This window comes from Streptomyces sp. NPDC008092 (assembly GCF_042957285.1).
Classification (GTDB): Bacteria; Actinomycetota; Actinomycetes; order Streptomycetales; family Streptomycetaceae; genus Streptomyces.
Window position 1 is genome coordinate 164,035 of the sequence record NZ_JBIBHY010000018.1, and the last position, 13,048, is coordinate 177,082.

8 protein-coding genes and 1 pseudogene are annotated in these 13,048 nt (G+C 69.8%); 4 read left to right on the forward strand and 5 right to left on the reverse strand.

Annotation, left to right across the window (positions count from 1 at the left end; translation table 11 throughout):
• Nucleotides 1-31: 31 nt before the first annotated feature.
• Nucleotides 32-925: pseudogene (locus ACFZB3_RS42530) on the reverse strand (tRNA (adenine-N1)-methyltransferase); the annotation flags it as partial.
• 135 nt (nt 926-1,060) lie between these two features.
• Nucleotides 1,061-2,491, reverse strand: a complete 1,431-nt coding sequence (locus ACFZB3_RS42535) for a site-2 protease family protein (protein WP_391387160.1) — start codon at nt 2,489-2,491, stop codon at nt 1,061-1,063.
• A gap of 140 nt (nt 2,492-2,631) precedes the next feature.
• On the opposite strand from ACFZB3_RS42535, the gene ACFZB3_RS42540 reads away from it, so the two are divergent.
• Both ACFZB3_RS42540 and ACFZB3_RS42545 read left to right on the forward strand, forming a co-directional pair.
• Entirely contained in the window at nt 2,632-3,573 is a 942-nt protein-coding gene (locus ACFZB3_RS42540) for a PD-(D/E)XK nuclease family protein (RefSeq protein ID WP_391387163.1), read from the forward strand.
• Nucleotides 3,574-3,589: 16 nt separating this feature from the next.
• Complete coding sequence (locus ACFZB3_RS42545; RefSeq protein ID WP_030608351.1) at nt 3,590-4,261, forward strand: response regulator transcription factor; 672 nt, start codon at nt 3,590-3,592, stop codon at nt 4,259-4,261.
• Nucleotides 4,262-4,348: 87 nt separating this feature from the next.
• On the opposite strand, the gene ACFZB3_RS42550 is transcribed toward ACFZB3_RS42545, so the two are convergent.
• The 3 genes from ACFZB3_RS42550 to metH form a co-directional block, all read right to left on the reverse strand.
• On the reverse strand, nt 4,349-5,953 hold the full coding sequence (locus ACFZB3_RS42550; RefSeq protein ID WP_391387167.1) for an ABC transporter substrate-binding protein: 1,605 nt from the start codon (nt 5,951-5,953) through the stop codon (nt 4,349-4,351).
• A 423-nt stretch (nt 5,954-6,376) separates the two neighbouring features.
• Nucleotides 6,377-7,078 carry an HAD-IA family hydrolase gene (locus ACFZB3_RS42555; protein ID WP_391387168.1) on the reverse strand — a complete coding sequence of 234 codons (702 nt, stop codon included), beginning with the start codon at nt 7,076-7,078 and terminating at the stop codon, nt 6,377-6,379.
• Between the two features lie 128 nt (nt 7,079-7,206).
• On the reverse strand, nt 7,207-10,722 hold the full coding sequence (metH, locus tag ACFZB3_RS42560; RefSeq protein WP_391387170.1) for a methionine synthase: 3,516 nt from the start codon (nt 10,720-10,722) through the stop codon (nt 7,207-7,209).
• Between the two features lie 361 nt (nt 10,723-11,083).
• Between metH and ACFZB3_RS42565 the strand changes: the two genes are divergently transcribed.
• Nucleotides 11,084-11,848 carry an IclR family transcriptional regulator C-terminal domain-containing protein gene (locus tag ACFZB3_RS42565; protein ID WP_391387172.1) on the forward strand — a complete coding sequence of 255 codons (765 nt, stop codon included), beginning with the start codon at nt 11,084-11,086 and terminating at the stop codon, nt 11,846-11,848.
• Nucleotides 11,849-12,235: 387 nt separating this feature from the next.
• On the forward strand, nt 12,236-13,030 hold the full coding sequence (locus ACFZB3_RS42570; protein ID WP_391387175.1) for an MIP family channel protein: 795 nt from the start codon (nt 12,236-12,238) through the stop codon (nt 13,028-13,030).
• The last annotated feature ends 18 nt before the right edge of the window (nt 13,031-13,048 follow it).

The following is a 13,048-nucleotide window of genomic DNA, read 5'->3' on the forward strand; positions in this document are numbered from 1 at the left end:
CCGGGGCTGTGCGGGGGGGCGTCAACGGGTGAGCGCCGCCGTCGGCGTTGGGGCCGTCGTAGTCCTCGCCGTAGGCGCCCTTGGCGGGGCGGCGGCGGCGCATGGGCGGCTCGACGCCGTCGGCGAGGCGGCGGGCGGTGAGCAGGAAGCCGGTGTGGCCGATCATGCGGTGGTCCGGGCGGACCGCGAGGCCTTCCACGTGCCAGTTGCGGATCATCGTCTCCCAGGAGGTCGGCTCGTTGAAGCAGCCGATCTCGCGGATGGACTCGACGGTCCGGGCGAGCTGGGTGGTGGTGGCGACGTAGCAGCACAGGATGCCGCCGGGGACGAGTGCCTTGGAGACGGCCTCCAGGCATTCCCAGGGGGCGAGCATGTCGAGGATGACCCGGTCGACGTCGGTGTCCGAGAGGTTGTCCTGGAGGTCGCCGACGGTGAGCTGCCAGGCCGGGTGCGGGCCGCCGAAGTAGCGCTCGACGTTCTGCTGGGCGATCTCGGCGAAGTCCGGGCGGCGCTCGTAGCTGTGCAGCATGCCCTGGTCGCCGATGGCGCGCAGCAGGAAGCTGCTGAGCGAGCCGGAGCCGACGCCGGCCTCCACGACCCGGGCGCCGGGGAAGATGTCGGCGAAGGAGAGGATCTGCCCCGCGTCCTTGGGGTAGACAACAGCTGCCCCGCGGGGCATGGACAGGACGTAGTCGGGGAGCAGGGGGCGCAGCGCGAGGTAGGCGACGTTGCCGGTGGTGCGGACAACGCTGCCCTCGGGAGCGCCGATCAGTTCGTCGTGCGGGAAGGAGCCCTTGTGGGTGTGGAAGTTCTTCCCGGCTTCGAGCGTGAACGTGTAGTGGCGACCCTTGGGGTCGGTCAGCTGTACCTGGTCCCCGACCTTGAAGGGCCCGCGCCTGCGGGCGGCACCGGTCGGTTCGGACATGTGAACAGCCTACCGGTTCCCTGCGGGCGGCCTGACCGACAGGGGGGCGGGGGTGGGTGCGTCGGGTGCGGGCCGTGGATGGCTGGTCGCGCAGTTCCCCGCGCCCCTGAAGGGGCGCTTGCCCTCAGGGCGCTCTCAGGCCGGCCTTGCCATTGCCCTGACGAAGGCGCGTTCCACGTCCGCGGCTGACAGGACGCCGTAGATCTCGCCCGTCTCCTCCACCACCAGGTATTCGGTTGCCGGGGTGGCGCGCAGGACGTCCAGGAGGTCTTCTCCCGCGAGTTCCGCGGAGACGCGCATGCCGTCGGTGAGGTCCTGGGCGAGGCCGCTGACGGCGACCCAGGGGCGGCGGTGTTCGGGGACGCCGACGATCGCGGCCTCGCGGACGAGGGAGAGGGGGTTGCCGTCGGCGTCGACGACGACCAGGGCGCGGGCGCCGGCGGCGTTGGCGCGGCGCAGGGCCTCGGAGAGCGGGGTGTCGGTCTCGACGGGGACGGCGCGGCGGGTGAGGGTGCGGGCGCGCAGTTCCGGGAGGTGTTCGCGGAGCCGGGCCATGCGCAGGCTGTTGCCGGCGCCGGTCCAGATGATCGCGGCGAGGATGGCGGCGAGCAGGGCGTCGGTGACGGCGTCCATGCCGCTGCTGTCGTCGGTGCCGCCGCCGAAGGCGCCCCAGTGGTTGAGGAGCGGGAGGCCGATGAGGACGGAGACGGCGAGGGCGCGGCCGACCCAGGCGGCGGCGACGGTGCCGCTCATGGGCTTGCCGGTGATCTTCCAGACGACGGCGCGGAGCATCCGGCCGCCGTCGAGGGGCAGGCCGGGCAGCAGGTTGAAGGCGGCGACGATGAGGTTGGAGACCATCAGGCCGGCCAGCAGGACGCCGGGGACGGTGCCGGGCTCGACGGGCTGCATGGCGAGGTAGAAGAGGCCGGAGAGGACGAGGGAGAGCAGCGGGCCGACGAAGGCCAGCACGAACTCGCGTCCGGGGGTCTCCGCCTCCTTCTCGATCTCCGAGACGCCGCCGAAGAACTGGAGCTGGATGCGGCGGACGGGGAGTTTGAAGCGGATCGCGGCGACCGTGTGGGCGAGTTCGTGGATCAGGACGGAGGCGTAGAAGGCGATGGCGAAGAAGAGGGAGACGAGGTAGCGGGCGGCGCCGAGTTCGGGGAGGACGCGGTCGAGCTGGCCGCCGAAGACCCAGGTGATGAGGGCGGCGACGACGAACCAGCTGGGGGCGACGTACACGGGGACGCCGAAGGGCCGCCCCATGAGCAGTCCGCCGCCGGGTTCCTTGGGCCGCTGCGGCGGCTGCCCCTTGGTCATGCCGGACGGTGCGGGGGCCGGTCCGCCGTCGGTGCCGGGGGCGCCGGTGGGCGGGTCCGTGCGGGCCTCGGGGGGTTCGGGGGCCGGGTCGGGCTGTTCCGGCCGCTCCAGTTCCTCCCGCGCCGCCGTCGTCTCCGGTTTCTCGGGTGTCTGCGGGGCTGGGGGTGCGGGCTTCTCGCCGGTCGTCGCCTGTGTCGGTTCGGCATTGTCCGACCGGGGCTGCCCGCTGCCGCCGCTCACGTCCACGGTGTCCCCTCGTTAGATGCGTCTTCTCTGGTCGATGGTATGCGGCTGTCGCGGCGTGTTTCGCCCCGGCACCCCCTGTGTTGGCCGGGGCGTCGGGCGGGTTGGGTGACTGTCAGTGGCGGGCCGTATGGTCTGTGGTCATGGACAGCAGCATCGGGGACGCGGCGCGGGATCGGGGCGCGGTCGTCGCGCAGGGGGACGGGCCGGTCACGGAGGTGGCGGGCAGGGCGGCGGGGCCGCCCGCGTCGCTGTCGCCCTCGCGGGCCAGTGACTTCATGCAGTGTCCGTTGCTGTACCGGTTCCGGGTGATCGACCGGCTGCCGGAGAAGCCGAGCGAGGCCGCGACGCGGGGGACGCTGGTGCACGCGGTCCTGGAGCGGCTCTTCGACGCGCCGGCGGCGGAGCGGACGGCGCCGCGGGCCAAGTCGCTGATCCCGGGGCAGTGGGACCGGCTGCGGGAGTCCAGGCCGGAGCTCGGGGAGCTGTTCGCGGAGGATCCGGAGGGCGAGCGGCTGGCGCGCTGGCTGGGTGAGGCGGAGCGGCTGGTGGAGCGCTGGTTCACGCTGGAGGATCCGGTCCGTCTGGAGCCCGTGGAGCGGGAGCTGTTCGTGGAGACGGAGCTGGAGTCGGGGCTGCGGCTGCGCGGGATCATCGACCGGGTCGACGTGGCGCCGACGGGTGAGGTGCGGATCGTCGACTACAAGACGGGCAAGGCGCCGCGGCCGGAGTACGCCGAGGGTGCGCTGTTCCAGATGAAGTTCTACGCGCTGGTGGTGTGGCGGCTGAAGAACGTGGTGCCGAGGCGGCTGCAGCTGGTCTATCTGGGCAGCGGCGACGTGCTGACGTACGACCCGGTCCCGGCCGACCTGCAGCGGGTGGAGCGCAAGCTGCTGGCGTTGTGGGAGGCGATCCGGGAGGCGACGGAGTCGGGTGAGTGGCGGCCGCGGCCGACGAAGCTGTGCGGCTGGTGCGACCACCAGGCGCACTGTCCGGAGTTCGGCGGTACTCCCCCGCCGTATCCGCTGCCGGTGAGGTCGGCCGCGTCCGGGGACGTGGCGCAGGGCAGAATGGGCGCGGACTAGCAGAAGGAGACTCACCGTGGCCATCCGCGTCCTACTGGTCGACGACCAGCCGCTGCTGCGTACCGGGTTCCGGATGATTCTGGAGGCCGAGCAGGACATCGCGGTCGTGGGCGAGGCCGGAGACGGCCTGCAGGCACTCGACCAGGTGCGCGCCCTCCAGCCCGATGTGGTGCTGATGGACATCCGGATGCCGCGGATGGACGGCGTGGAGGCGACCCGGCAGATCACCGGTCCGGGCCGGGACGGTCCGGCGAAGGTGCTGGTGCTGACCACGTTCGATCTGGACGAGTACGTGGTGGAGGCGCTGCGGGCGGGGGCCAGCGGTTTCCTGCTGAAGGACGCCCCGGCCAACGAGCTGGTGCAGGCGATCCGGGTGGTGGCGAACGGTGAGGCGATGCTGGCGCCGAGCATCACGCGCCGGCTGCTGGACAAGTACGCGACGCATCTTCCGTCGGGTGAGGAGCCGGTGCCGGACACCCTGCACACCCTCACCGACCGTGAGGTGGAGGTGCTGAAGCTGGTGGCGCGCGGGCTGTCGAACGCGGAGATCGCCGCCGACCTGTTCGTCAGCGAGACCACGGTGAAGACGCATGTGGGGCATGTGCTGACCAAGCTGGGGCTGCGGGACCGGGTGCAGGCGGCGGTGTACGCGTACGAGAGCGGCCTGGTGCGCCCCGGCGCGCAGTAGTCCGCCGAACCGGCTGTTGTTGATGTGACGTGAAGGGGCCCCTCTCCCGGCCGGGAGAGGGGCCCCTTCACGTCGTGTGACCGGGCGTCAGCTGCTCGAGCCGCGGCCGAGCTCCCACAGCTGAAGGCTGGCGGAGGAGTTCAGGGCGTAGGCGACGCCCGTGATGTCGTCGCGGGCGGCGACGTACTGCTTGCCCTGCCACAGGGGCAGCACCGGGACGTCGGTGGCGACGTCGTTCTGGATCTCGGTGAGGCTGCTGCTGGCGCTCGCGCGGTCGGCCTCGCGGCGGGACTCCGGGATCAGGGTGTTGATGATCCGGTTGTTGACGTAGGGCGACTTGAGGAAGTTGTCCTTGTCGAGGAACGGCGCGAGGAAGTTGTCGGCGTCCGGGAAGTCGGGGAACCAGCCCATGCCGTAGACGTCGTAGTCGCCCTTGCGCTCGTTCGTCTGGTAGCTCGACCAGGGGGTGCCCTCGATGCTGACGTCGAACAGGCCGCTGTCGTTGAGCTGCTGCTTGAGGACCTCGAACTCCTGCTTGGTGGCCGGACCGTAGTGGTCGGTCGTGTAGTGCATCGTGAGCTTCACCGGGGTGGTGATGCCCGCCGCGGTGAGCAGGGTCTTGGCCTTGGAGACGCTGGGGTCGCCGTACTTGTTGAAGAAGGAGTTGGAGTGGCCGGTGATGGAGGCCGGGACCAGCGAGTACAGCGGGTCGGCCTGCGAGCCGTACACCTTGGCGACGAGTTCGTCGCGGTTGACGACCTGGGCCATGGCCTGCCGGACGGCCTTGGCCTTGACGCTGGGCGCGTCGGTGTTGAAGCCGAGGTAGCGGATCTCCAGGCCGGACATCTCGACGAGGTTGACGTTCTTGTCGGTGCCTGCGTCGAGCTTGTTGATCTGGGCCGGCGACATGGAGCGGGTCATCACGTCGATGTCGCCCTTGTCGATCGCCTCGCCCATGGCGGCGGCGTCCTTGTACGAGCGCAGGACGACCTGCTCGTTGTTCACCTTCACGCTGCCCTTGTAGTTCGGGTTCTTGGTGAAGGTGGCGGAGACGAGCTCGTCGTTCTTGACGTCGGCCTTGAAGGTGTAGGGGCCGGAGCCGTCGATGTCGAAGCCGTCGCGGAGCTTGTCCTTCTCGTAGTCCTTCGGGTTCAGGATGCCCGCGACCGGAGTGGACAGCTTGTACGGGAAGGTGGCGTCGGCGCTCTTGAGGTGGAAGACGACCTCGCGGTCGCCCTGGGTCTCGATGGTGTCGATGTTCGTGAGGAGGCCGTAGACCCCACTGTCCGACTTGATGCGCAGGGCGCGCTCGATGGACCACTTGACGTCCTCGGCGGTGACGGCGTTGCCGTCGGAGAACTTCAGGCCCTCGCGCAGCTTGCAGGCGTAGCGCTCGCTGCCGCTGTCGGTGAAGGAGCAGCTCTCGGCGGCGTCGGGGACCGGGTCGCCCTCGCCCTTGGGCTGGGACATGAGGGTCTGCACGGTCTGGCGCAGGATGTTCCAGCCGCCGACGTCGTAGGAGTACGCCGGGTCTATCGGGGCCGGGGCGTCCTTCGTGGCAGTGAACCCGTCGGTGGTGCCGACGACGATCGCGTCGCTGCTGCTGCTCCCGCTGTCGGATCCACCGCACGCGGCGAGCACCGGAGTGAGCAGGCCGACCACGGCCGGCAGCACCAAAGTCTTACGGTTCATGCTCGAAGTTCTCCAGAGCTGTTCGTGTCCGTGTAGCCGGCATACATGGGGTGTCGAAGCGGATCACGGGGGTTACGGCGATGTTCTCGCGACGAGATTAGTCCGCGCCCGCAGGACGGTTGGCAGCGGCGTGAGTTGAGGTCCCATCACGCAGGGGAACCGGTTGTGGACGGACCGAAAACCCGACAGCGGCAGGATTAGTGCAGCGTCTCCCCAATCGGGACACAAGGTCGCCCCGTTTCCCCCCGAACGGGGGTGGGCTGCACATTCGGGCAACGTTGTCGAGCGTCCTACACGTGGGGAACGTCACACGTGCATTTCTGTGATGGAGTATCGGAATTCAGCCGGTTGAACAGTTGCGAATTCCGTTGAATGACCGGTGCCGGGATTTCGACCAATGGACTTTGTACGCTGGGTGAACGGCTAGCCCATTTCCGTCATCAGACCGCGCAGAAAAGCCAGGTCGACCTCTTCCAGCGAGGTCACCACGGTACGCCGTGCGGCCGGGGCGATCGGCGCGACCGACGGCACGGCGACCACCTGGCAGCCGGCGGCCTCGGCGGCGGCGACCCCGGTCGCGGTGTCCTCGACGACCGCGCATCTGGCCGGATTCACCCCCAGCCCCGCGGCGGCGAGCAGGTACGGGTCCGGGTGGGGCTTGGTGCGCGAGACCTCGTCGCCGGCGACGGACAGGCCGAAGTGCTGGGGACCCAGCGAGGTCAGGACGCGGTCGATGATGCGCCGGTGCGAGGCGGAGACCAGGGCGGTGGGGATCTGCTGCTCGTACAGTTCGGCGAGCAGCCGCTGTGCGCCGGGCATCAGCGGCAGGCCGGTGCCGATGCGTTCCTCGAACCCCTCGTTGAGCAGCACGCTGAGCTCGGCGAGCGGGATGGCGGCGCCGGTGGCCTCGATGAGGAACCCGGCGCTGCGGGTCATGGGGCCGCCGACCACGACATGGCGCCAGGACTCGTCGAGGGTGTGGCCGAGGCGGGCGAAGATCTCGACCTCGACGTCCCACCAGAAGCCCTCGGTGTCCACCAGGGTGCCGTCCATGTCGAGGAGCACCGCCTGGAGGGCCGAGCCTTCCGCCGTACGGGTTCCGAGCGCGGGGACCGTACTGGTCATCCACGTACCTCCTTGAGGGACGACCAGGCCGGTTCCCGCGCGGGGAACCGGCCTGCTGTGGACCGACCAGTGTACGACTTATCCGATCAGTGTGCCGTGTGGGACACGTCTCGGAGCTCGCGTACCGCTCAGCGGGCGTTGAAGTACTTCGCCTCCGGGTGGTGGATCACGATCGCGTCCGTGGACTGCTCGGGGTGCAGCTGGAACTCCTCGGACAGGTGGACGCCGATCCGCTCGGGCCGGAGCAGGTCGGCGATCTTGGCGCGGTCCTCCAGGTTCGGGCAGGCGCCGTAGCCGAGGGAGAAGCGGGCGCCCCGGTACTTCAGGGCGAACATGTCCTCGACGTCGGCCGGGTCCTCGCCGGCGAAGCCCAGCTCGGCACGCACGCGTGCGTGCCAGTACTCGGCGAGGGCCTCGGCCAGCTGGACGGACAGGCCGTGCAGTTCGAGGTAGTCGCGGTAGGAGTTGGACTCGAACAGCTTGGCGGTCTGCTCGCCGATGCGGGAGCCGACGGTGACGACCTGGAGGCCGACCACGTCCGTCTCGCCGGACTCCTCCGGGCGGAAGAAGTCGGCGAGGCAGAGCCGGCGGCCGCGGCGCTGGCGGGGGAAGGTGAACCGGGTGCGCTCGTTGCCCTGTTCGTCCAGGATGATCAGGTCGTCGTCCTTGGAGACGCACGGGAAGTAGCCGTAGACCACGGCCGCTTCCAGCAGGTTCTCGGTCTGGAGCTGGTCGAGGAGGCCGCGCAGCCGGGGCCGGCCCTCGGTCTCGACGAGTTCCTCGTACGACGGTCCCTCGCCGGTGCGGGCCTGCTTGAGGCCCCACTGGCCCTTGAAGAGGGCGCCCTCGTCGAGCCAGCTCGCGTACTCCTTGAGCTGGATGCCCTTGATGACGCGGGTGTCCCAGAACGGCGGGGCGGGCACCGGGTTGTCGACGGCGACGTCGGAGCGGACATGGCCCTCCTCGGGCCGCTCCTCGGTCTCGACGGTGGCCGTGGGCCGTACCCGGCGCTGCTTCAGCTCGGGCAGCACGGCGCCGGGCACCCCGCGCTTGACCCCGATGAGCGCGTCCATCAGGCGCAGGCCCTCGAAGGCGTCGCGGGCGTAGCGGACCTCGCCCTCGTAGAGCTCGTGCAGGTCCTGCTCGACGTAGGCGCGGGTGAGGGCGGCGCCGCCGAGGATGACCGGGTAGGTGGCCGCCAGGCCGCGCTGGTTGAGCTCCTCCAGGTTCTCCTTCATGATCACCGTGGACTTGACCAGCAGGCCCGACATGCCGATGACGTCGGCCCGGTGTTCGTCGGCGGCCTCCAGGATCGCGGAGACGGGCTGCTTGATGCCGAGGTTGACGACGTTGTAGCCGTTGTTGGACAGGATGATGTCGACGAGGTTCTTGCCGATGTCGTGGACGTCGCCGCGCACGGTGGCAAGGACGATGGTGCCCTTTCCTTCGGCGTCCGACTTCTCCATGTGCGGTTCGAGGTGGGCGACCGCGGCCTTCATGACCTCGGCGGACTGCAGGACGAACGGCAGCTGCATCTGGCCGGAGCCGAACAGTTCGCCGACGACCTTCATGCCGTCCAGGAGGGTCTCGTTGACGATGTCCAGGGCGGCGCGGGTGGTCAGCGCCTCGTCGAGGTCGGCCTCCAGGCCGTTCTTCTCGCCGTCGATGATGCGGCGCTTGAGGCGCTCCTCCAGCGGGAGGGCGGCCAGCTCCTCGGCCTTGCCCGCCTTCAACGACTTCGCGGTGGCGCCCTCGAAGAGCTGCATGAGCTTCTGGAGGGGGTCGTAACCCTCGGCGCGGCGGTCGTGGATGAGGTCGAGGGCGGTCTGCACCTCCTCCTCGCTGAACCGGGCGATCGGGAGGATCTTGCTGGCGTGCACGATCGCCGAGTCCAGGCCCGCCTTGACGCATTCGTCGAGGAAGACGGAGTTCAGCAGGATGCGGGCGGCCGGGTTGAGGCCGAAGGAGATGTTGGACAGGCCGAGGGTGGTCTGGACGTCCGGGTGGCGGCGCTTGAGCTCGCGGATCGCCTCGATGGTGGCGATGCCGTCCTTGCGGGACTCCTCCTGGCCGGTGCAGATGGTGAAGGTCAGGGTGTCGATGAGGATGTCCGACTCGTGGATGCCCCAGTTCCCGGTCAGGTCGTCGATGAGCCGTTCGGCGATGGCGACCTTGTGCTCGGGGGTGCGGGCCTGGCCCTGTTCGTCGATGGTCAGCGCGATCAGCGCGGCGCCGTGCTCGCGGGCCAGCTTGGTGACCTTGGCGAAGCGGGACTCGGGGCCGTCGCCGTCCTCGTAGTTGACGGAGTTGATGACCGCGCGGCCGCCGAGCTTCTCCAGACCGGCCTGGATGACGTCCACCTCGGTGGAGTCGAGAACGATCGGCAGGGTGGAGGCGGTGGCGAAGCGGCCGGCCAGTTCCTCCATGTCGGCGACGCCGTCGCGGCCGACGTAGTCCACGCAGAGGTCCAGCATGTGGGCGCCCTCGCGGATCTGCTCGCGGGCCATCTCCACACAGTCGTCCCAGCGGGCCGCCAGCATGGCCTCGCGGAACTTCTTGGAGCCGTTGGCGTTGGTGCGCTCGCCGATGGCCAGGTACGAGGTGTCCTGGCGGAAGGGCACGGTCTGGTAGAGGGAGGCGGCGCCGGGCTCGGGGCGCGGGCTGCGCTCGGGCGGGGTGACGCCCCGGACCTTCTCGACGACCTGGCGCAGGTGCTCGGGGGTGGTGCCGCAGCAGCCGCCGATCAGGGAGAGGCCGTAGTCGCGGACGAAGTTGTCCTGCGCCTCGGCCAGGCCCTCGGGGCCGAGCGGGAAGTGGGCGCCGTCCTTGGTGAGGACCGGCAGACCGGCGTTCGGCATGCACAGCAGCGGGATGCGGGAGTGCCGGGTGAGGTAGCGCAGGTGCTCGCTCATCTCGGCGGGGCCGGTCGAGCAGTTCAGGCCGATCATGTCGATGCCGAGCGGCTCCAGGGCGGTCAGCGCGGCGCCGATCTCGGAGCCGAGCAGCATGGTGCCGGTGGTCTCGAAGGCCATGGAGACCAGGAGCGGGACCTCGGAACCGAGGGCTTCCATGGCGCGGCGGGCGCCGAGGACGGAGGCCTTCGTCTGGAGGAGGTCCTGGGTGGTCTCGACGATCAGGGCGTCGGCGCCGCCGGCGAGCAGGCCCTCGGCGTTCTGCTGGAAGCCGTCGCGGATGGTGACGTACGGCACATGGCCGAGGGTGGGCAGCTTGGTGCCGGGGCCGATGGAGCCGAGGACCCAGCGCTGCCGGCCGTCCCGGGCGGTGAAGTCGTCGGCCGTCTCGCGGGCGATGCGGGCGCCGGCCTCGGACAGTTCGTGGACGCGGTCGGCGATGTCGTACTCGGCCATGGCCGCGTGGTTCGCCCCGAAGGTGTTCGTCTCCACGCAGTCGACGCCCACCGAGAAGTACGCCTCGTGGACGGAGCGGACGATGTCGGGGCGGGTGAGGTTGAGGATCTCGTTGCAGCCCTCCAGATCCTCGAAGTCCTCCAGGGTGGGGTCCTGCGCCTGGAGCATGGTGCCCATGGCTCCGTCGGCGACCACCACACGTGTGGCGAGCGCCTCCCGGAGCGCGGACACCCGGGTCCGGCTGTCGGCGGAAGGGGACGGCGGCAACGAGGCCATGAAAGGGCTCCCTTGGATGCGACGGCTGTCGGCTATGCGGTTTCCCCGGGCGGACCCGGGTACGGACGCACGGCGCCAGCGTAACCGGGAGTGGGCTTGGATGGGCAGGGCGTCCATGTGGCGGACGAGTGACCCGTCGGGCGGGCAGTATGACGCCGGCCATGGCGTTTTGGCCGCTCACCGGTCATGGTGCGGGGCGGACATGTGTGGCCGGACGCCCAAGGGCGGGCCACGCGTGAAGTAACGGATACCGACCGACCATTAGCGGTGAGTCGGCATCGACCGGTAGTGTTCGGCATTGCCGAACGATGGTTACGGCGTCGTGACGGTGAGGGTCACAGGGGACGGAGGCAGAACGGCGATGGCACGGAACATCCAGTCGCTCGAACGGGCGGCCGCGATGCTGCGGCTGCTCGCGGGCGGCGAGCGACGGCTCGGCCTGTCGGACATCGCCTCGTCACTGGGCCTCGCCAAGGGCACCGCGCACGGCATACTCCGCACCCTCCAGCAGGAGGGGTTCGTCGAGCAGGACGACGTCTCGGGCCGCTACCAGCTGGGCGCCGAGCTGCTCCGGCTCGGCACCACCTACCTGGACATCCACGAGCTGCGGGCCCGCGCCCTGGTGTGGACGGACGACCTGGCCCGCTCCAGCGGGGAGAGCGTCTACCTGGGCGTGCTCCACCAACAGGGCGTGCTGATCGTGCACCACGTCTTCCGGCCCGACGACAGCCGGCAGGTGCTGGAGATCGGCGCCATGCAGCCGCTGCACTCCACCGCCCTCGGCAAGGTGCTGTCGGCCTACGACCCGGTGGCGCACAGCGAGGCGCTGGAGGCCGACCGCAAACCCTTCACCGACCGCACCGTCTGCGACCTGGACGCCTTCGAGCACATCCTCGACATCACACGGGCGCGCGGGTACGCGGCGGACGTGGAGGAGACCTGGGAGGGCGTGGCCTCGGTCGCGGCCCCGATCCACGACCGCCGCCGGATGCCGGTGGGCGCGGTGGGCATCACGGGCGCGGTGGAGCGGCTCTGCAAGGGCGGGGAGCTGCGCCCCGACCTGATCGCGGCGGTGCGGGACTGCGCCCGCGCGGTCTCGCGGGACCTGGGCGCGGGCCGCTTCTGACGGCGCCCCGCCCATAGACAGACGGCTGAGGCCGGTTCGCAGGTGGCGGACCGGCCTCAGCCGTACCCTGAGATGGACATAACAGGGCAAACACGCAGATCAGCGGAGTTAACGCAGGACACCCGGCGGACAACCCGACTCGGCCCGACTCATCGATAACCCACAGCAATCAATAACGATCGCGCTTTCGATAACAGAACTCTTGACGCACGCGTAACGCCGGAGCAAGACTCCCGTCCATCGGTCGGCATTGTCGAACACCTACCGGCAATACGCGCTAGAGTGTGACAACGCCATAGGCCGACATCGCTCTCACCCCCGAGGGCGCCAACACCCCGAAGGGACTCGGGGTTCGGCTTCCCTGGACGAAGGACAAAGGAGTCGCGGGTGTCCAGCTCCGACATCTTCATCGGCGAGACCATCGGTACCGCCATACTCATCCTGCTCGGCGGCGGCGTGTGCGCCGCCGTGACCCTCAAGGCCTCCAAGGCCCGCAACGCCGGCTGGCTCGCCATCGCCTTCGGTTGGGGCTTCGCCGTCATGACGGCCGTCTACATCTCCGGACCGCTGTCCGGTGCCCACCTCAACCCGGCCGTCACCGTCGCGCTCGCCATCAAGAACAGCGACTGGAGCAACGTCCCGGTCTACTTCGCCGGACAGCTGCTCGGCGCGATGATCGGCGCGAGCCTGGTGTGGGTCGCCTACTACGGCCAGTTCCACGCGCACCTCACCGACAAGGAGATCGTCGGCGGCCCGGGCGCGCAGGCCACGGCGGCCAAGGCCGTCGAGGCCGAGGAGAAGGGTGCGGGCCCGGTCCTCGGCATCTTCTCCACCGGTCCGGAGATCCGGAACGCGGTCCAGAACCTCGCCACGGAGATCATCGGCACCGTCGTGCTGATCCTCGCGGTCCTCACCCAGGGCCTCAACGACAAGGGCAACGGCCTCGGCGTGCTGGGCGGCCTGATCACCGCCCTGGTGGTCGTCTCGATCGGTCTGTCGCTCGGCGGCCCGACGGGCTACGCGATCAACCCGGCCCGTGACCTCGGCCCGCGCATCGTGCACGCGCTCCTCCCCCTGCCCAACAAGGGTGGTTCCGACTGGAGCTACGCCTGGATCCCGGTGGTCGGCCCGCTGATCGGCGCAGCCATAGCCGCGGGTATCTACAACGTCGCCTTCGCCTAGAGCGGCAGGCTTCGCCTA